The sequence below is a fragment of the Streptomyces sp. NPDC033221 genome (assembly GCF_055577005.1).
Map to the genome: position 1 here is coordinate 1 of NZ_JBVIQN010000042.1, position 17756 is coordinate 17756.

20 protein-coding genes and 2 pseudogenes are annotated in these 17756 nt (G+C 68.9%); 9 read left to right on the forward strand and 13 right to left on the reverse strand.

Annotation, left to right across the window (positions count from 1 at the left end; all coding sequences use genetic code 11):
- Positions 1-126: 126 nt before the first annotated feature.
- From ACZ53K_RS36725 to ACZ53K_RS36740, 4 genes are all read right to left on the reverse strand, one after another.
- On the reverse strand, positions 127-948 hold the full coding sequence (locus ACZ53K_RS36725; RefSeq protein ID WP_468845668.1) for a hypothetical protein: 822 nt from the start codon (positions 946-948) through the stop codon (positions 127-129).
- Entirely contained in the window at positions 945-1853 is a 909-nt protein-coding gene (locus tag ACZ53K_RS36730; RefSeq protein ID WP_468845670.1) for an RNA polymerase subunit sigma, read from the reverse strand. The genes ACZ53K_RS36725 and ACZ53K_RS36730 overlap by 4 nt, the downstream gene beginning before the upstream one ends.
- Entirely contained in the window at positions 1850-2143 is a 294-nt protein-coding gene (locus tag ACZ53K_RS36735) for a hypothetical protein (protein ID WP_468845673.1), read from the reverse strand. The genes ACZ53K_RS36730 and ACZ53K_RS36735 overlap by 4 nt, the downstream gene beginning before the upstream one ends.
- A 639-nt stretch (positions 2144-2782) precedes the next feature.
- Positions 2783-3316 (reverse strand): GNAT family N-acetyltransferase, encoded by a 534-nt coding sequence (locus tag ACZ53K_RS36740; protein ID WP_468845676.1) that lies wholly within the window; start codon positions 3314-3316, stop codon positions 2783-2785.
- Positions 3317-3918: 602 nt separating this feature from the next.
- Here ACZ53K_RS36740 and ACZ53K_RS36745 point away from each other — a divergent pair.
- Together ACZ53K_RS36745 and ACZ53K_RS36750 are read left to right on the forward strand one after the other, a co-directional pair.
- Positions 3919-4377, forward strand: a complete 459-nt coding sequence (locus ACZ53K_RS36745; RefSeq protein ID WP_468845679.1) for a lamin tail domain-containing protein — start codon at positions 3919-3921, stop codon at positions 4375-4377.
- Between the two features lie 168 nt (positions 4378-4545).
- A complete protein-coding gene (locus ACZ53K_RS36750; RefSeq protein WP_468845681.1) occupies positions 4546-5151 on the forward strand; it encodes a glycerophosphodiester phosphodiesterase family protein in 606 nt (201 codons plus the stop codon).
- A gap of 293 nt (positions 5152-5444) precedes the next feature.
- On the opposite strand, the gene ACZ53K_RS36755 is transcribed toward ACZ53K_RS36750, so the two are convergent.
- Both ACZ53K_RS36755 and ACZ53K_RS36760 read right to left on the reverse strand, forming a co-directional pair.
- Positions 5445-7016, reverse strand: coding sequence for a sensor histidine kinase (locus ACZ53K_RS36755; RefSeq protein ID WP_468845684.1), 1572 nt, complete (start codon positions 7014-7016; stop codon positions 5445-5447).
- Positions 7013-7702, reverse strand: a complete 690-nt coding sequence (locus ACZ53K_RS36760; protein WP_468845686.1) for a response regulator transcription factor — start codon at positions 7700-7702, stop codon at positions 7013-7015. Before ACZ53K_RS36760 ends, ACZ53K_RS36755 begins: the two co-directional genes overlap by 4 nt.
- 203 nt (positions 7703-7905) lie before the next feature.
- On the opposite strand from ACZ53K_RS36760, the gene ACZ53K_RS36765 reads away from it, so the two are divergent.
- The gene (locus tag ACZ53K_RS36765) at positions 7906-8739 is read left to right on the forward strand and encodes a polysaccharide deacetylase family protein (RefSeq protein ID WP_468845689.1); all 834 of its coding nucleotides are present in this window, start codon (positions 7906-7908) and stop codon (positions 8737-8739) included.
- A gap of 127 nt (positions 8740-8866) precedes the next feature.
- Here the strand turns inward: ACZ53K_RS36765 and ACZ53K_RS36770 are convergent, their stop codons facing one another.
- Positions 8867-9499 carry a hypothetical protein gene (locus ACZ53K_RS36770; protein ID WP_468845691.1) on the reverse strand — a complete coding sequence of 211 codons (633 nt, stop codon included), beginning with the start codon at positions 9497-9499 and terminating at the stop codon, positions 8867-8869.
- A 263-nt stretch (positions 9500-9762) separates the two neighbouring features.
- Entirely contained in the window at positions 9763-10239 is a 477-nt protein-coding gene (locus ACZ53K_RS36775) for an ArsI/CadI family heavy metal resistance metalloenzyme (protein WP_468845693.1), read from the reverse strand.
- An 84-nt stretch (positions 10240-10323) separates the two neighbouring features.
- Here ACZ53K_RS36775 and ACZ53K_RS36780 point away from each other — a divergent pair, with 84 nt between their 5' ends.
- From ACZ53K_RS36780 to ACZ53K_RS36790, 3 genes are read left to right on the forward strand one after another with little or no spacing between them, the layout of a single operon-like run.
- Entirely contained in the window at positions 10324-10713 is a 390-nt protein-coding gene (locus ACZ53K_RS36780) for an ArsR/SmtB family transcription factor (protein ID WP_468845696.1), read from the forward strand.
- Positions 10710-11831, forward strand: a complete 1122-nt coding sequence (gene arsB, locus ACZ53K_RS36785; protein ID WP_468845698.1) for an ACR3 family arsenite efflux transporter — start codon at positions 10710-10712, stop codon at positions 11829-11831. The genes ACZ53K_RS36780 and arsB overlap by 4 nt, the downstream gene beginning before the upstream one ends.
- A complete protein-coding gene (locus ACZ53K_RS36790; RefSeq protein ID WP_468845700.1) occupies positions 11824-12258 on the forward strand; it encodes an arsenate reductase ArsC in 435 nt (144 codons plus the stop codon). Before arsB ends, ACZ53K_RS36790 begins: the two co-directional genes overlap by 8 nt.
- A gap of 678 nt (positions 12259-12936) precedes the next feature.
- Here ACZ53K_RS36790 and ACZ53K_RS36795 read toward each other — a convergent pair.
- Positions 12937-13077, reverse strand: a pseudogene (locus ACZ53K_RS36795) (aminoglycoside phosphotransferase); the annotation flags it as partial.
- A 456-nt stretch (positions 13078-13533) separates the two neighbouring features.
- On the opposite strand from ACZ53K_RS36795, the gene ACZ53K_RS36800 reads away from it, so the two are divergent.
- From ACZ53K_RS36800 to ACZ53K_RS36810, 3 genes are all read left to right on the forward strand, one after another.
- Complete coding sequence (locus ACZ53K_RS36800; RefSeq protein ID WP_468845702.1) at positions 13534-13980, forward strand: site-specific integrase; 447 nt, start codon at positions 13534-13536, stop codon at positions 13978-13980.
- Positions 13981-14166: 186 nt separating this feature from the next.
- Positions 14167-14388 carry a hypothetical protein gene (locus ACZ53K_RS36805; RefSeq protein ID WP_468845705.1) on the forward strand — a complete coding sequence of 74 codons (222 nt, stop codon included), beginning with the start codon at positions 14167-14169 and terminating at the stop codon, positions 14386-14388.
- Positions 14389-14466: 78 nt separating this feature from the next.
- A complete protein-coding gene (locus ACZ53K_RS36810) occupies positions 14467-14748 on the forward strand; it encodes a hypothetical protein (RefSeq protein WP_468845708.1) in 282 nt (93 codons plus the stop codon).
- Between the two features lie 77 nt (positions 14749-14825).
- Here ACZ53K_RS36810 and ACZ53K_RS36815 read toward each other — a convergent pair.
- The 4 genes and pseudogenes from ACZ53K_RS36815 to ACZ53K_RS36830 all read right to left on the reverse strand — a co-directional run.
- Positions 14826-15035 (reverse strand): annotated as a pseudogene (locus ACZ53K_RS36815) (DUF6192 family protein); the annotation flags it as partial.
- A 615-nt stretch (positions 15036-15650) separates the two neighbouring features.
- The gene (locus ACZ53K_RS36820; protein WP_468845710.1) at positions 15651-16208 is read right to left on the reverse strand and encodes a hypothetical protein; all 558 of its coding nucleotides are present in this window, start codon (positions 16206-16208) and stop codon (positions 15651-15653) included.
- Between the two features lie 323 nt (positions 16209-16531).
- Positions 16532-16924, reverse strand: a complete 393-nt coding sequence (locus tag ACZ53K_RS36825) for a putative T7SS-secreted protein (RefSeq protein WP_468845713.1) — start codon at positions 16922-16924, stop codon at positions 16532-16534.
- A 164-nt stretch (positions 16925-17088) separates the two neighbouring features.
- Positions 17089-17532: a hypothetical protein gene (locus tag ACZ53K_RS36830; protein WP_468845715.1), complete on the reverse strand. Its 444-nt coding sequence runs from the start codon at positions 17530-17532 to the stop codon at positions 17089-17091.
- Positions 17533-17756: the final 224 nt, after the last annotated feature.

Here is a 17756-nt window from a genome sequence, read left to right on the forward strand (position 1 = left end):
CTCCATGACACCCCGGCCACATACCCCCAGACCAGCCCACAAGCCTGCCAGATGCCATCCGCACAGACCGATGCCACCCCCACTCAGATCCGCAGAGCTCGCCCAACGCGCATCTCGGTGTGCGGCTCATCGTGGGCCGCGTGCTGTCGGTCCGGCGGTGCAGCGTTTCGCGCGGGTGGGTGCTCGGCCGGGAAGCCGTGGCCTGTTCCGTCGCGGGCGGGTCTCCAGCCAGGTGGGGGCAGCCGACGTGGCGGCCAGGAGAATGGTGATGTGATCGGCGAAGTCGCTGGGCAGCGGAAGCTCGAAATCCGGGTTGTCGATGTAGCCGAGCGCGATGGCACCCGGAACGTAGTGCATGACCGCGTCGACAGCCTCAGGCCGTGGCCGTTCGGCCCGGGCCAGCCGTGTCAGCACACGCAGCACGGTCGGGAAGCTGTCGTCCAGATTTTCGATCGGCTCTGGGCTGCCGGGAGAGTGAGAAACGCCTCCCGGCTTGGGGCGGGTGCCGAGCGGGGTCTGCTGATGCCACCAGGCGGCTGCTTCGGTGTCCCCGAGTGTCAGATGCTGGAGATAGAGGCAGTAGGAAGCGGTCTCGTCCCCGGCGCCGGCGGCGTACTGCCACCAGGCACGTGCGCTGTCCTCATCGTCGGTCAGCTGAAGAATGCAGCCCAGGACCCTGGCGCCGGGGGGCTCCGGCAGATGGTCGGTGACGAATCCTTGCAGGCATGCGGTCGTAGTGTGAGCCAGCACCGTCTCGCACAGGGTCCGCAGGTCCCGCGCCGCCATCCGGTCAGCCCCGTTGCGGCTGTAGGCATCCGACACGGCCACGGCCTCAGCGGCCCGCGGCATGAAGGCGGCATCGGGCTCTCTGCGAGGCACGATGTCGCGCGGCACGGCCGGGGCGTCGAGAAGCAAGGCGCGGGCGAGGAGCTGTTCGATCGGAGTCATGCGGTCGTGCCTCCTGGGGTGTTCTTGGGCTGGAGAACGGAGGTCAGATGCTGCTGGGCGTACCGGTCAGCCAGGCGTACCGAGGCGAGAGGTATGCCCAGCACATCGGCCACGGCGGTGAAATCCATGCCGCGCAGGCGCCTGAGGACCATGACATCGAGTTGCTGCGCAGGCAGCCGGCCGATGGCCTGGAACAGGGACATCGATTCCTCGACCTGGGCGAACCGATCTTCGAGGCAGGTCACCTCGCTCAGAGCCACCGTGTCGAAGGCAGCCGTGGTCAGGTCGGGGCAGCCGTCGGTGTGGCAGGCTCGGGACATCACGCCTCGGCGCAGCACATTCCAGGCGAACCGCATGACGTCCGGGCTGTGCGTAGCCTCCGGCCAACACAGCCAAAGGATGTTGAATGCTTCGTTGATCACCTCATGCACCTCGTCCTCTCCGGACAAAAACGTTCGGGCATAGCCGAGGTAGGCGGACTCGTTGAGGTCCTTGAACGCCTGCAGGTCCAGGGGCGGATCGGTTGGGCCCGTGGTCAGAGCCACCTTCTGCAGGCACCCGTCGATCCACTCGTCCTTCTTGTGCGCCTCGCGGGCCGCGGCCATCCACAGCCGCCGTACCGGCCAGGCGGGGACATCCAGAACCCGCAGCAGGCTGTGGGTGATTTCCCAGCGCGGGTAGAGGCCGGTGCCGCGCAGCAGCTCGGAGACCTTCGACTTCGCCCAGCCGGAGCGCTCGCTCAGCTCGGTGACCGTCAGGCCACTGGTCGTGAACTTCGCTCGCAGTGGCTCCAGCCAGGCACGGTGGGCAGCGCCAACGCCGTCGGCGATCGGTCCCGGCTTTCGCCCCGGCTTACCGGGTGGAACGCCTTTGGGTGGCCGAGGCGGGACGGGGTGCGGAGTCATCCGGCGCGCTCCTCATCCCGAGCCCCCGGCGCGTGGGCGGCGGAGCGCCGGCTGCCGCTGTCATGCAGGGCTTCGACGGCCTGTTGCGCGAAGTCAAGGAACGGGGTGAACGTGCCGATGGCGGCGACCTGTTCGATCGCGGCCGGCACCGTGTTCCGGGAAGAGACGGTCAGCGGTGTGAGCACGGCAAGGGAGTGCTTTCTGATCATCAAGAACCTTTCCACGGGGATGTGTCCGGACAATTCCTCCCGGCGGTGCCGACGCGTCATGGAGGAACCGGACGCCAGCATGGAGCGGAATCAAGCGATCACGCCATGTGATCATGAGATCGCGGAACAATGACCGGGCCGTGGAGGCGGGGCAAGGTACCGCTTGGCCCCCAACGGGACGGCCGCTAGGGCGTAATGCCCGCCCGTAGGGGGCGAAGTTCCGGGTTCTCCTTGCAATTGCACGCGGGACTCCCGCCAATGGGGCAGCAGGCGCCTCTGGCGTCGGAGCCTTCTGCGCGTGTCCGGAAGGTGCGTGCCCTTCGTGCCGCTTTTTGGAAGGGTGCCCCGCTCTCGCCTCACCCGCATTCCGGGTCAGGCGAGAGCGGTCTGCTCCGTACCGGTGCGGCGCAGAAGCAGGGCCGTACGACAGCGAACGCACCGCTTGAAGGCTGACCGCGCCACGAGCGCGCAGCAGAGCCGCGGATTCATGGCGGGGTCCGTTCACCAGCGCGGCGCTGATGCCGCGTCCGCGGACACGCCGGGCACTTGGTCGAGCCGACCGCGGCACCGGCACGTGTCCCGCCGACGCTTGGCACGGCGTGGTGTCCCGCCCGGCAGACCGCTGCGCACGGTCGACCGGAGCGGGATGACGTGGCGCCTTGTCGGCTCTGTCGCATCGGACTCAGGTACAGCGGACCAAGCTTTCGGCCTGGAACCGGTTCACGCCTGGAACTCGGTGAGATCGATGGCGTGCACGCGCAGCGGACGGCCGTGGACCGGATGTGCCGTTTCGCGTTCCAGCTCCATGCCGAGCTTGCGCGCGATGTTCCCGGAGGCGTTGTCGCCCACCTGGCTGATGCTGATGACACGGTCGAGGCCACGGTCCTGGAGTGCGAACTCCAGTGTGGCGTGGGCGGCTTCGGAGGCGTACCCCTGGTCCCAGAACTGCGGCGCGAGCTGCCAGTTGATCGCCACGGCGGGCAGTACCTCCGGCAGGAACTCGGGCACGGACAGACCCGTACAGCCGGCCAGTTCCCCCGAAGCCAGCAGCTCAACGGCGAAGAGCCCGAAGCCCTCCTCGTCCCACTCCTCCTCCCAGCGCTCGATGGCCTCAGCCGTGCCGTCCAGGTCGCGCACCGAGCCGTCGCCGATCCAACGCATGACCCGCGGGTCCGCGTTGATGTCCGCCATGGGCGCGAGGTCGTCGTCGTGCCACCGACGGAGCAGAAGGCGGGGGGTGCGGATCTCGATCATGGCACCATTTTGCCGAAGGTCGGCACCTCACCGGTAATCGGCGCTCCCCCGTACCGCCACTGGCCGCTTACCTCCAGCACTGCCGCGACCAACCGTTCCGCCCGCCGCCGGACGCGTCGGGGCTGGTTTCCGTTCGGCCACGGAAAGATCGAAGTTTTACGTGGCCGTCACCGCAGCCCCACTACAGTCACCGACTGTGACCATCGAGTGAAGTAATTGCAACGGTGCGTGCCCGGCGGCTGCGGCGCCTCGTTGCCCAGCAGGAGGATGCACCGGACGGAAGAAGGCGCCGGCACGCCACAGTAGTGGGCATCCGGGCACGCCCGTGCGAGCCGCCATTCCCAGGACATTCGGGCTCGTCGAATCCCCAGGTCAGCGGCGTACCCGATGAGGCGGCCCGAGGGGCGCGTGACCGTCCGGCATACGCGGAGGCGTACACGACGGGCGCGGCGCGGGTGTGCAAATGTCCGGATTCTGTAATGAGCCGTCGCATCTTCAACCACCACCTGTGTGGCGGGCGCACAGTGAGGTCCGCCCGGGAGTTCCGGGCATCTCATCCGATCGGCTCCGCCGCAGGCGGGGCTGTACGCAGGAGGTTTGTCATGTCCCGTTCTGCCCGTCTCGCGGCCGTCGCGCTCGGCTCGGCCGCCCTGGCCACCGCCGCGGCCCTGCCCGCCGCCGCCACCGGCGCGCACACTCTGCCCGCCCCCCGCTCCCCCATCGTCATCGGCGCGGTGCAGGCCGACAGCCCCGGCCGCGACGACGGCTCCAACCGCTCGCTGAACGGCGAGTGGGTCACCGTCAAGAACACCGGCCACCGCGCGGTCAACCTCAAGAACTGGACCCTGACCAGCGCGCGCACCCACAAGACCTACCGCTTCAACAACCTGCGCCTCAACGGCCGCCAGGAGGTACGCGTCCACACCGGCCACGGGCGTGACACCTGGCGTGACGTCTACCAGGACCGCCGCACCTACGTGTGGGACAACCGCCGCGACACCGCCACCCTGCGCAATGACCACCACCGGGTGGTCGACACCAAGCGCTGGGGCCGCCACTGAGCCCGCGGGGCCGCCACCAGCGGCCCGGACTCCAGGTGCGCCGCAGCCGAGGGGCTGCGGCGCACCGCCGTGTCCGGCTGCCGCACAGCCCCACGAGCTCGCGAACAGCCCCGCCAGGTCGGCAACGCCCGCTCTGGTACGCACGGGTGATTCCTCGACCCGGACCCGGTGGCCGCGGCCCGCGAGTTCTCCGTCACGGTCTCCTCGGTGCCGTTCAAGGCCCCGGCCGCCCGCCCCATCGCACTCGACCAGTTCAAGGCCGCCGGCATCGATGTCTTCGTCTGGACCGTCGACCGCGAATACGCCTGGCAGGCCGCGACGGCCTGGGGCATCGACGGCATCATCACCAACCGCCCAGACGTCTCCCCCGATGGCGCAAGACTCACTGCGTGTACCCCTCAGCCACACGTCGAAGAGCTCACATCCGGTGACATCGCCCGACGTGAAAACTCCGAACCCGGGAATGGACGGGCCGTATATCACCGGCTTCTCTTCGTTCGCTGGTGTACTTGCCCCTCAAGCCCACGGGAGGAGCTGCGCGTGTCCCCGTGGAACAGGCGCTACACGGTGGAGGGGCGGGATGCCTGGTCCCGCTGGACCTGCGAACGGTCGGGATGCGGGGAGACCGGCATGACGGACAGCGACCGGTACGACGGCCTCGCCGCCGCACGCGCTGTCCGCCACCAGCAGGAGGCCCACCACGAAGCTCTCATCGGTAACGCGGTCGCGGTTCTCACTGACGCCGGGAGGCTATGCGCCTGCCGACGAGTATGATCACCGACGTCGACACGCACACCCACTGCGTTGAGGCCTGCGTGTCGCCCGGAGACCGCGACGGAGGCCCTGTCCGTGGAGAAGGACCAGCATTCGGAGATTCCTCGGAACCGGCCGACCGTGACAAGTGCACGCTGTCGGCTCGCCATCGGTCCATAGCCGGTACGAGCGCCAAGTCGCTGATGTGCCGGTCCAAGGTCGCCACACTCAGATCGGCTGGTGCACCGGGTCGGCCTGCGGTCCGGCGGTCATGACACCACTGCCGCCGTCTTCGCCCCGCCTCTGGTCCGCATTCACGACGTCGTGTCCGGTGGGCCGGGGAGGGTCAGGGTGAAGGTGGTGCCGGGGCGGGGGTGGTCGGAGTGGGCCGTGAGGGTGCCGTGGTGGCGTTCGGCGATATCGCGGGCGATGGCGAGCCCGAGGCCGCTGCCGCCCATGTCGCGGGCGCGGGCCTCGTCGAGGCGGGTGAACCGTTCGAAGATGTGCTCGTACTCGGCCGGGGGCAGCGGCGTGCCGTCATTGTGGACGGTGACCGTGCGTGTGTGGCCGTCGTCGGTGACGTCCAGGACGACGGTGGTGTGTGCGTGCCGTACGGCGTTGTCGAGGAGGTTGCGCAGCAGCCGGTGGAGCTGTGCGCCGTCGCCGCGGACGGGGGCCTGACCGGGGCTGCTGCGCAGCGAGACAGGGTGGCTGCGGTGCTGGTACTCGTGGACGAGTTCCGTGGTGAGGCCAGCCAGGTCGACGAGGGAGTGGGCGGCGGGGTGGTCGGGCCGGGCCAGCAGAAGCAGGTCTTCGGTGAGGGTGTGGATGCGCCGGGTGGCGGCGAGGGCGTCGTGGAGTGTCTGGTACGGGTCGATGGTGTCGGGATGGGCGAGAGCGGTTTCGAGTTCGTAGCGCAGGGCGGCGACGGGGGAGCGTAGTTCGTGCGAGGCGTCCGCGACGAAGCGGCGTTGGCGTTCTACGGAGGTCTCCAGCCGGTCCAGGGTGGTGTTGGTGGTCAGTGCCAGGCGGCGCACGTGGTCGCGGGCGTCGGGAACGGGGACTCGGCGTTCGAGGCTGCTGTGGGAGATCTCGGCGACCTCCTGCCGGATGGCTTCGACCGGACGCAGGGAGCGGCGTGCGGCGGCCCAGGCAAGGGCGGCGACCAGCAGCGCGGCGAGGGGGACACCCGCAGTGAGCGGGATGCGCAGGGCGGCGGTCGAATACTCGGCGACGTAGGGGGGTGTGAAGACGTAGAGGGTGGAGCGGCACGAGCCGTCGGTTTCGGTGGGCCGGTGGCACTCTTTCGCCGGGGTGTGCACGGCGGTGGCGAAGACGGTCATGGTGCGGTGTGCGAGATCGTGAGCTTGCCGGTGGTCGAGGAGAGCCTTCTGCTGGGCAGTGGTGCCGTGGCTGGGGGGCGGCTTCAGCGTCCCGTCGGACCGGTGGAAGCGGTCGTGCTCGCGTTCGTCGACCGCGCCGACGTGGACCGTGCCCCGCTCCGGGGAAGCGGTTGCCCGGCGGGAAGGCTGGGCGGGGGGCGGAGGGAGCAGCGCAGTCAGGCCGGCGAGGTCCATGGTGCCGTCGGCCGCGGTGACGATGCGGCCTGTTCGGTCGATCTGGATGAGGGGCCAGTGGAGCAGGGGATCGGCGAGGTCTTCTTTGCCGGCGGCTGCCTGGGCGGCGAGTTGGATGGACAGCTCGAATGCCCGGTTCTCCGTCTTCCCGTAAGCGTCGGCGCTGACGTGCCGGAACAGCCACCATGCCCCGCTGCCGAACAGTACGAGGGCGGCGAGCCCCGCCACGCAGGCGATACGAAGGTGCCCGGGCAGGACACGGAGCAGGGCCGGTGGGCGGCGCAAGAGATGCTTCCGGCTGGCTGTCACGGCTGTTCCCGGGCCGTGAGGCGGTAGCCGTATCCGCGGACGGTCTCGATGCTGTGGGCGGCGAAGGGGGCGTCGACCTTCTTGCGCAGTGCGGAGATGTAGACCTCCACGATGGCGGTGCCCCCGGTGTACGCCGGGTCCCAGACCTCGTCCAGGATTGCCTCCTTCGACACCGGGCGGTCCGGTACGCGCAGCAGACAGGTGAGGATGGCGAACTCTTTGGGCGTCAGGGCGAACTCGGTGCCGGCCCGTCCCGCGCGGCGGGAGGACAGGTCCGCCCACAGGTCGCCGGCGCGCAGTACGGACCGGCTGGCCGCGGCGGCGCCGTCCCGGCGCAGCAGGGCCCGCAGCCGCGCGAGCAGGACCACCGAGGAGAACGGCTTGACCAGGTAGTCATCGGCACCGGTGTCCAGGCCCTCCGCCTCGTCGTACTCGCCGCCCTTCGCGGTCAGCATCAGTACGGGCGTATTCAGACCCGCGGCGCGTAGAGCGGAGCAGACCCGGTAGCCGTTCAGGCCGGGAAGCATGATGTCCAGCACGATGACCGCATGGTCGCCGGTCAGGGCCCGCTCCAGTCCGCTGTTGCCGTCGCGGACGAGGTCGACGCGGTAGCCCTCTGCCGTCAGCCCGCGCCGTAGGGCGGGCCCGAGCTGCGGATCGTCCTCGACGACCAGGATGCCTTTCACGCGGTCAAGACTTTCACGCCGCCCGCCTTTTTCCCTGAAGGCGATCTTTGGGTTCTTTAGATCATCTTTGGGCTGGCTCCTGCAGGGTGTGTCTCCACCACGCCGGACGACGAAGCGCCTGCCTGCTCGCGGTCGAGCAGGGTTCGACGGGCCCGCGCCGGCCTGGCCCTCCTACGTACCTGGCCCCTCAGAAAGCTGCCCTCATGCCCAGCCCCACCACCCGTCTCGTCCGTCTCCTCCGCCCGGGCCACCGCGGCATCGCCCGCCGGCGTCGCGCAGCGACCGCTGCGCTCTGCCTCCTCACCGGGACAGCCCTGGTGACCGGATGCGGGCAACAACGCGTCACGCCGGCCCAGGCGCGCGGGCAAGCGGACAAGAGCGCACTCTCCCCGGCAGCCTCCGCGGGCAAGTCCGCAGAAGCACCGGTGGACTGCCGGAAGGCGAAGTGCATCGCGCTGACCTTCGACGCCGGCCCCGGGCCCCACACCCCGGAGCTCCTGGACATCCTCAAAGAGAAGAAGGTGCACGCCACCTTCTTCCTCCTCGGCAAAAATCATGTCCTCGCCCACCCTGACCTGGTACGCCGGGAAGCAGCCGAAGGGCACGAGATCGGCAACCACACCTGGACCCACCAGCGCCTCGACGACCTCACCCCCGACCGGATACGCGACGAGCTGGTCCGCACCCAGGACGCGATCCAGAAGATCACCGGCAAGGCCCCCACCCTCATGCGACCGCCGCAGGGCGGCACGGACGAGTCGGTGGGATCGGCCACCCGCGCACTGGGCCTGTCCGAAATCCTGTGGAGCGCCACGGCGAGCGACTACGCCACCACTGACACCCGCCTGATCGGCGACCGCATCCTCGACCAGGCATCCCGCGACGGCATCATCCTGCTCCACGACATCTACGACGGCACCGTCCCCGCCGTGCCCAGGATCATCGACGAGCTCCGCGCCCGGGGATACACCTTCGTCACCGTCCCCCAACTCCTGGCCCCGGCCAGCCCGCAGCCCGGCACCGTCTACCACCCGTGACCCGCCCCACCAGCCGCCCGGAGTGCGCAGACGCATCCGCATTTCTCCCTGCTCCGCAAGGCCTACAGCTTCGGCAGGAAGGTGTTCGGCGCCCGTGATGCAGGCGATGGCCGCCACTTTGCGGCCGTCAAGGAGAAGATCGGTGCCTACGGGGCTGTGGTGCGGGGACGGGCCGGTCGGCGATCTGGCCGGGGAAGAGCCACGGCACCCCGGCGCGGATGCCGCTGCGTGCGATGGCCGCGGCGGTGCCCGCGAGTCCGGCTTGCCGTGTCAGCAGTTCGAACACCGTCGGGGGCAGGGCGGCTGGGTGCGGCCCGAGTGGAATGGTGGGTTGCCGGCCGCCGGTGAGGTGGTGAGTTGCGGGTTCGGTGATCCGCTGGCCGCTGGTCCCGTAGAGCAGGGCCAGGCGCCCGGCCGCACGGGTGTCGAGTGGAAGGACGTCGTCGCTCAGGCGCCGCCAGCAGAGGCCAGCGTTCCTCAGGCGTATGCCAGTTGCACGGTTCCGGCGGGCGGCGGGGCCCGGCACGTCGAGGTCGGCTGTGATGCCGTGGCGGCCGGTCCACTGCAAGGAGCCACGGACGGAGCGCCGGGAGGGCCCGCCGGCATCCAGCCACTCGTCGATGTCGCGCTGGGTGACGGCGTTGAGGCCGCGGCCCGTCTGGGAGGTCCGGGTGAGGAAGGCGGTCACGGACAGCATGTGCCCGCGGCTGCGGGCCAGGCTCTGCGAAGTGAACCGCATCCGGTCGGCGCGACGACGCACGCCTTGGATGATGACCCAGCTGCCGTGAGTGTGCAGGAGGCTGCGGTGCTCGGGGCCAGGTGTCGGGCCGCGCCCGGCCCGGGTCTACAGCCACCCGAAGGAGGTCTCCCCCGCATCCGTCACGGCCGGCAGCTCACCGTCCAAAGCACAGTCCGACTGTTCCCGGGCGGCCACCTCCGTCACATCGCTGAAGGCGCGGGGTCAGCTCCTTGCCGTGGTTCCGGCCGTCTCCGAAGCCGACGAGGTGATCCTGAGCCGGGGTGTCAGCTGCCGCCGCAGGCACAACCAGTCGGTGCCTGGGCGGGCTCGGCAGCTGTGGGTTCGCTGCCGCGGCAGGCGTCGCCGACGAGGGCAGGGCTCCTGCCCATCCGGTCGGCGTCGGCCTTGACCACGTAGACCTCCCAGGGCTCCTTGCCGGGGCCGGTCACCCAGACCTTGTCCTGGAGGGCGTAGCAGCAGGAGGTGTCGTTTTCCTCGAAGGTCGCCAGGCCCGCCTCTTTGAGACGGTCGGTGGCCGCAGTGACCTGCCCGGTGGAGGTGACCTCGACGCCGAGGTGGTCGAGCCGGGTCTCCTGGCCTGCCTCGCCCTCGATGAGGACGAGCTTCAGCGGCGGCTCGGTGATGGCGAAGTTGGCGTATCCGGGGCGGCGCTTGGCCGGCTCGACGCCGAAGAGCTTGGAGTAGAACTCCACCGACGCCTCCAGGTCGGCGACGTTGAGGGCGAGCTGAACACGGGACATGACGTCCTCCCTGATCTCATTGCATCGACAAACTTCGATACAGGCCAGCTTGCGTCCTGGATCGACGTTCGTCAACATAGAAGTGTGTCGAAACAAGAACTCCAGGTGCTCGGACAGACCGAATCCTGCTGCCCGGGGCTGCTGACTGCCCCGCTGGACGAGGAGCAGGCCACCGAACTGGCGAAAATCTTCAAGGCTCTTGGGGACCCGGTGCGGCTGCGGCTGCTGTCGATGATCGCCTCCCGCGCCGGCGGCGAGGTGTGCGTGTGCGACCTGACCCCGGCCTTCGACCTGTCCCAGCCGACGATCTCCCACCACCTCAAACTCCTGCGGCAGGCCGGGCTCATCGACTGCGAACGCCGCGGGACATGGGTGTACTACTGGCTGCTGCCCGAGATGACCAACCGGCTCGCCGGCATCCTGGCCCGCCCGGCCGGACAGCCCCTGCCCGAGCCCGCCAGGGCCGCCTCGTGACCGCCGAGGCCGCCCCCGCGGCCGCCGTGCCGGTGGCCGGCCGACTGTCCTTCCTGGACCGTTTTCTGGCCGTATGGATCCTGCTGGCCATGGCCGCCGGCCTCGGGCTGGGCCGTCTCATCCCCGGCCTGGGCGACGCTCTGGCCAAGGTGACCGTTACCGGCGTCTCGCTGCCGATCGCGCTCGGCCTGCTGGTGATGATGTATCCGGTGCTGGCCAAGGTCCGCTACGACCGCCTGGACACCGTCACCCGCGACCGCCGCCTGCTGCTCCCCTCCCTGGTGATCAACTGGATCATCGGTCCCGCGGTGATGTTCGCTCTGGCCTGGATCTTCCTGCCCGACCTGCCGGAATACCGGACCGGCCTGATCATCGTCGGACTGGCCCGCTGCATCGCCATGGTCATCATCTGGAACGACCTGGCCTGCGGCGACCGCGAGGCCGCCGCCGTCCTCGTCGCCCTGAACTCGGTGTTCCAGGTGATCGCCTTCGCCGCGCTGGGCTGGTTCTATCTCCAAGTGCTGCCCGGCTGGCTCGGGCTGGGGACCACCGGTCTGGACGTGTCGGTGTGGGAGATCGCCCGCAGTGTGCTGATCTTCCTCGGCATCCCGCTGGTCGCCGGATTCCTCACCCGCCGCCTGGGCGAGAAGGCCATGGGCCACATCTGGTACGAGACCAAGCTGATCCCCCGGATCGGCCCGTTCGCCCTCTATGGGCTGCTGTTCACGATCGTCGTCCTGTTCGCCCTCCAGGGGGACGCGATCACCTCCCAGCCCTGGGACGTCGCCCGGATCGCGCTGCCGCTGCTGGTGTACTTCGCCCTCATGTGGGCCGGCTCCATGGCCCTGGGCAAAGCCGCCGGTCTCGACTATCCGCGGGCCACCACACTGGCGTTCACCGCCGCCGGCAACAACTTCGAACTGGCCATCGCCGTGGCCATCGCCACGTTCGGAGCCGCCTCCGGGCAGACCCTGGCCGGAGTCGTCGGCCCGCTCATCGAGGTGCCCGTGCTGATCGGCCTGGTCCATGTCGCCCTCGCCACCCGCCGGTACTTCCCCGGCTCGGAGTGCCTGTCAGCCCCTGCACCTGCCGCCGAAGAAGGTTCCGCCCGTGCCTGACACCGCATCCAAGCCGTCGGTGCTGTTCGTGTGCGTCCACAACGCCGGACGCTCGCAGATGGCCGCCGCCTTCCTCACCCATCTCGCCGCAGACCAGATCGAGGTCCGCTCCGCCGGGTCCGCCCCGGCCGACACCGTCAACCCGGCCGTCGTCGAAGCGATGGCCGAAGCCGGCATCGACCTCTCCGCCCAGCGTCCGAAGGTGCTGACCACCGAGGCGGTGCGGGCATCCGACGTCGTGATCACCATGGGGTGCGGGGACGCCTGCCCCGTCTTCCCCGGCAAGCAGTACCTGGACTGGAAACTCGCCGACCCGGCCGGGCAGGGCGTTGAGGCGGTCCGGCCGATCCGGAACGAGATCGAACACAGGATCCGGGACTTGCTGGCCGAGCTCCTGCCCGGCAACACCGGATCGCAGGAGACCTGACAGCCCGGCTCACTCGCAGGTGGCTTGAGACCTGGCAAGCGGCACAACGACAGCCGATCGCTCGGCAGCCTGATCCCGGAGAGCGGTGTTCTCGGCGGGCAGGGCGCGATGACAGTGGCCGCGGCGTCAGCCTGACCCTGGAGACGCCCTCTTTCCTGCCAATTGGCCTTGAACTGGCGGCGAAGGAGAGCGATCCGCCCGGTCTGCCGCTGGTCGTGCCGGCTCGCCGGACTCTGGCCGACGCGGGCCTCCCAGTGGCGGGCCCAGTGGCGACGTCGCAGGCGTCCTCGACCCGCATGATGACGTCGGCGGTCAGCGAGACCTCGTCGTCGGCCACGACCGGGTCCGTCAGGATATGGCGCAGTTGGACAACCATGCCGACCGCGACCCCGCAGCACAGCCCGGTGAGCAGGACGACCGCCGCGTACCGCGCGGTGAGGTCCTGCACGGTCAGGGCACGGATCGCCAGCGCCATCGCGCCCGCGAAGGTGGCAACCGCGAACGCGGCACGCGGCCCGCCGAGCACCGTGCGCCAGCCGAGCCGGGCCGGGTGGGCCAGGTGGGCCAGGTGGGCAGGTGGGCCGACCGTCGCGGCAGCGTCGCCGCGGCCAGTCGGGTACCCCGCCGGCTCGCCAGACGCTTGGCCAGTACCACGCCCACGCCTGCGGCCGCTCTGGTTCAGCCCAGCGTGGCCATCAGGGTGGTGACATAGGCGTCCAGCCGCTCCTCCACAACTCGCGTCGTCAGCTCGGCCCTTCCTGCCTCCCGCCATGGCTGCGCCACCTGCTGCACTTCTTCTGAGCACGCCACTCCGTCCCGTGCAGGAACCGCCTTGTGTGGAATCGGCTGGGGCTAGCTTGGAGCCATAGTCGATGTCTCATGGGGCAGGTTCCCTACCCTGGCAGCGGATCAAGAAGCCCGCAGGTGGCTGCAGTTCATGGCCAACATCGGGCGGGCGCCGAACACGATCGACGCATACGGCCGCGCGGTGGAGGACCATCTGCGGTTCTGCGCCACGGAGGGTACGGAACCGCTGTACGCGAAGGCGGACACGGTGACGGCGTGGGTCGGGGAGATGACGGAGCGCCCACCTGGCCGGCCACGGCGGAAAGGCGCGAGTCGGCCGGGTCCGGGGGCTGGCGAACGCGACGGTGCAGCAGCGGCTCGTGGCAGTCCGTTCCTTCTACGAGTTCCTGGTGGAGGACGGGCTGCGGGAGCGAAACCCGGTTCGGCGCGGGCAGGCAGGTAGACGGGGCGCCCGCCCAAGCGGACCTGGTGCGGCGTATCGAACAGGCACCGTGGATACCGACGGAGGCTGATTGGCAGCGGATCCTGGAGGCGGCTCGTGCCGAGCCGCTGCGGAACCGCCTGATGGTCTCGCTCGCCTATGACGGCGCTCTGCGACGCGAGGAACTTGTCCCACTTTCCGGGGATGACTTCGATCCTGCCTACAGCCTGAGCCGGCTGAGGGCGGAGACGACGAAGTCCAAGCGGTCGCGGGAAGTCACCTACGGAGAGGCGACCGGCCGGCTGTTCATGGTCTACCTGGCCTATCGACGCAGTTCGGTCGGCAGGATCGGCGGGCCGCGGCTGCGGTCGACGTCGAACCGGAATCCGGGTGGTCCGCTCGGAGCATCGAGCTGGTCGAAGATCGTCGAACGCCTCAGCAGCACGTCCGTGTCAACCGCCTTTCTAAGCACACGTTCCGGCACCTGCGGCTGACGGACCTGGCCCGGGCCGACTGGACCATCGACCAGATCGCCCAGCACGCCGGCCACCGCGACCCGGCTACGACCATGCGCTACATCCACCTGTCCGGCCGTGAGCTCGCGGCACGCTTCCACCGGGCCAATACCACCCTCCATGCGCCGACCGCGAGCGGCTCCTCGCACGTCTTCTGGAGACACCGTGAACCACACCCCCGACCACCGGCTGACCATGCACCTGCTACCCGACCTCATACCGAAGGCGGTGACCGCCCTGGAACACATCGCCCCGTTGAATGCCATCCACGCCCGAGCGGCAGTGGACCTGGCACACCTGATCATCCCGATCGACAAGGTCACCTCCGCCTGGGATCCGCAGAAGGCACGCTCGGCGCGGCTTCGCCTGCTGAAGGAGGTCCACTGACAGCAGAGGCCGTACTGGACCCGGGACGAGGAAACCTGGGCAGAGGCCGCAGCGAAGGCCGGGGCCTTCCGGTTCCATGTGGCGGCTCTGGGCCACCGGCTCGGTGGCCACCACCGCCTGCACGGCACCGCCGGCATCACCAGCCTGGCCCGGCTCGCGGACCTCGTCTTCGGCCCGCAGGCCATCCAGCCCGCGGTCGACGCCATCGCAGAGACCCTGACCGCCTGGCGCAACTCCACCCACCTGCTGCCCTGGCAGGTGCGCAACGCGACCATCGACGTGCTCCTGAGCAACAACAGCCCCCATTTGGGGGACCTGCGCGAACCCCTCTTGGAAGAGTCAGGTCGGCGCGCTCGATGATGCCGAGTATCAGCGCGACGGACACGTACGTCGCGTCCACCCGCTCCACGAAGCCGCGGGCGATGAGCCGGGCAACAGCTGGCTGAGAACCGGGTGAACTGCACGTCCTGGCGGAAGCGGTCGAACTGTGCTTCGTTGACCGCGTGCCGGGCGGTGCCTCTGTGAGCCATGGCCTTCGAGGCGCCCGTCGGCTGGCGCAGGAAGTCGGTTGTCACCACGGCCGCGACCGCGTCGTCGCAGGCCAGGTCGTGAATGGCAGTCGACCGACCGCCTGGGGCCGGTTCTATGCGTTACCCGTCGCTGCCCCAGGTTCCAAGCTTCGAAAGGCTCGCACAGCGCCCGGTTGCCATTGCCCGCGGTCCGACGGTAGTACTTCAGCCGTCCACCCCAGGGACTGCGCCACGTCGACAGCGTGCTCCGCCCCCACTCCACGGAAGGATCTGTCTGGCAGGACAACGGAGATTTCCCGCTGCTTTCCTTCTGACGGGTGGCTGGTGTAGAGCGCCTGGTTGTTCGTCGCCTTTCGCAGGCGTCGCCTCAGCCTGTCGTCCGCGTATGTACGCCAGGCTTCAGGGTCGCGGGACCACTCGGCCTTCAGCCGTGACCAGCTCAACAGCCCGCGGGCGGGGTTGAACCAGCTCTTGGGCGGATTCAGGCCGGCCGAGGCCAATGCGACCACCACGCACAGGGCCAGCGACGCTGCGGCCCAGACAGGCAGGTACACCCATTGGGCAACGAACTGGATGAGCAGTCCCGCTCTGCCCCGCCGCCGGCCGGCATGTGCTGTTCCGGTCATCCGAACACATCCCGTACGGTGCCGTGCCCGGAGGCTTCGCCTGGCGGCCCTGTCCCTTGCGGCTGTTCGGGCAGGTCTCCGATGGCGACGGAGTTCGTCGGTGTGCTCACAGTCGGGCTCCCGCGGCCGGAGGATCAGGATTCATCAGTCCGGGCACCTTCAAGACGTTTCCGCCTCCTGTGATCCCGGCCCAGAACCCTCGGTACCACCATTGCTGTGGTTCCATTTTCACGTTCCCCAGATTGCCGGCCACCTTGCTCAACGGCCCTTCGGCGAACTTCAGAGCGCTGCTGTCAGCCAGCCAGTTTGCAGCTTTAGTGGCGCCTTGCACCGGCATTTTCCCGGCAAGAGTGAACTTCAACCCGCCTGTGATCGCCGCGTCGGTCTTGACCGCATTGAAGGCCTTCCCCACCTTACCTGTCGCTCCGATGGCCAGGAATTTCCCTCCCGGAATCGCCCCCAGGGCGTCCAGGCCGATGTCCTTCCAGCCGACGTCGGCCCCTCCGATCTTCGCCGCACCATGCGCACCCAGGGCCCCCAGTGCGGTCACGCCGCCGGCCAGGGCCAGGGCGCCCGACAGGGGCGGGCACCACATCGTGAGCAGCGACGCGACCGCCAGGACGCCGGACACGGCACTCAGGATATCGCCGATTTTCTTCAGCATATCCGCGTGCTTCGTGCACCAATTCTGAATGCTGCGGCCGAGCTTGGTAAAAGCGTCCGAGAGCCCTTCCCAAAAACCTGGGTCAGGCGCCTTGTCGTTCGCCTTGCGTAGCCGTTCCGCTATATCCCTTGCGTCCGCCTGGTGACTTCCCAGCAGCTTTTCCGCCTGCTTGATGATGCTGGGCGTCGTTCAACCCCTTGCCCGCCACATCCAGAGAATCTCCCGCAGAGCGGAGCCGGTTGCTCGCCGCATCGAGTTTCGACTGAGCACTGTTGAGCGCGCCCTGGGACGAGAACGTCTGACCCGCCAGCCTGAGATCGGGGTTACCGGCCGCTTGGTTGTATGCGGACGTGGCGCGGCCTTTCGCGGCCTCCATCGACGCGTCCTTTGGCCGCTTTGGCATCGGCTTCGTACTGGCGCGCTTTGGTCTGGTATTCAGACAGCTTGCTGTGCCATGAATTCAGCTGATTCGCGGCGGAGCGGAGCGCTTCCAGGCTGTCGTCCAGGTACCGGGGAAGGTCACCGACCTTCTCGGCGAAAGCGTTCGCAGCCTCCCCTTCCCAGGTCTTCCCGCCCTTACCGATGCTCTTGAGGGTTCGGTGAGCCCCTTCGACGCTCGAGGCCGCTTTGGTCAGCTTGTGCGTCAGGTCGGCCACGCTCTCGACGCGGCCCGGTGCCGGGTTGAACCCGATGGTGGGGAAGGCGTCAGCGCTCATTGTGCTGCTCCACTGGGGCTGGGCTGCGGAGAGGGGCGGGGCGTCGGCGGCGTACCTGAACCTGGCGGTGCCGACGGGTTCGAGGCGCTGGGCCTGGGCTGAGCCGCCGGTTTGCCTCCTTTGGTCAGAGCCCCGCGGATGGCGTCTTCGGTCGCCTCGTAGTTCTACTTCGTCGTCCTGAGCTTCTCCTCGATCTGCTGAGTTCCGTCAGCGATCTTCTTGATCGCGTTGTCCCAGCTGTCGTGGAACTCATCGCACGAGTTGTCCAAGGCCTCGCTGCCCGTGCTCTTGGGACCTACGTCCTTGAGCGCCGCCAAAGCCGTACGCATCTCGGTCTGACTGTCATGCAGTTGGCTCAGCAGCCGGTCAAGGTCGTGGATCTCACACTGGAAATGGTCGCCCACTTCGCCCCCTGAAATCGGATGTGCAGAGCACCCTACCGGCGCCTCAACTGCCCAGGTGTACTGCAGAAACCGACACCGGGACCACGCTGTCAATCTGGCCCCGGCGGAAACTGGCCAGGCCAGGTCACATACGGACACGATCCCGGAGAAGGGCTGACTGCGCAGATCAGGCAGCAAGGTATCCACCTGTACCGACTTCGCCACGTCAACAGCGTCGAGGCAGCCACACACCGGGCCACTGCCGGTAGGCCGCGTCCCGCAGTTCGTGCCGCGGCTCGCCCAGGGCCTGCGTACGGTCCTCCCGCGGCGCCTGGCGCCGACGCATCCGGGCCGCGAGGCGCCCCCAGCGGGACCGGCATCTTCCGAGCAGTACACCGCCGCTGGCGCGACCCCCTGCCTCAGCGGCGAGTCGCACACCGGCCAACACC

Excerpts from the sequence above, each read along its gene's own strand:
- ACZ53K_RS36730 (WP_468845670.1), bottom strand. The coding sequence starts at position 1,853 with ATGACTCCGCACCCCGTCCCGCCTCGGCCACCCAAAGGCGTTCCACCC.
- ACZ53K_RS36740 (WP_468845676.1), bottom strand. The coding sequence starts at position 3,316 with ATGATCGAGATCCGCACCCCCCGCCTTCTGCTCCGTCGGTGGCACGAC.
- ACZ53K_RS36775 (WP_468845693.1), bottom strand. The coding sequence starts at position 10,239 with ATGTCCCGTGTTCAGCTCGCCCTCAACGTCGCCGACCTGGAGGCGTCG.
- ACZ53K_RS36735 (WP_468845673.1), bottom strand. The coding sequence starts at position 2,143 with ATGCTGGCGTCCGGTTCCTCCATGACGCGTCGGCACCGCCGGGAGGAA.
- ACZ53K_RS36765 (WP_468845689.1), top strand. The coding sequence starts at position 7,906 with ATGCCCAGCCCCACCACCCGTCTCGTCCGTCTCCTCCGCCCGGGCCAC.
- ACZ53K_RS36820 (WP_468845710.1), bottom strand. The coding sequence starts at position 16,208 with ATGCTGAAGAAAATCGGCGATATCCTGAGTGCCGTGTCCGGCGTCCTG.
- ACZ53K_RS36745 (WP_468845679.1), top strand. The coding sequence starts at position 3,919 with ATGTCCCGTTCTGCCCGTCTCGCGGCCGTCGCGCTCGGCTCGGCCGCC.
- ACZ53K_RS36825 (WP_468845713.1), bottom strand. The coding sequence starts at position 16,924 with ATGAGCGCTGACGCCTTCCCCACCATCGGGTTCAACCCGGCACCGGGC.
- ACZ53K_RS36725 (WP_468845668.1), bottom strand. The coding sequence starts at position 948 with ATGACTCCGATCGAACAGCTCCTCGCCCGCGCCTTGCTTCTCGACGCC.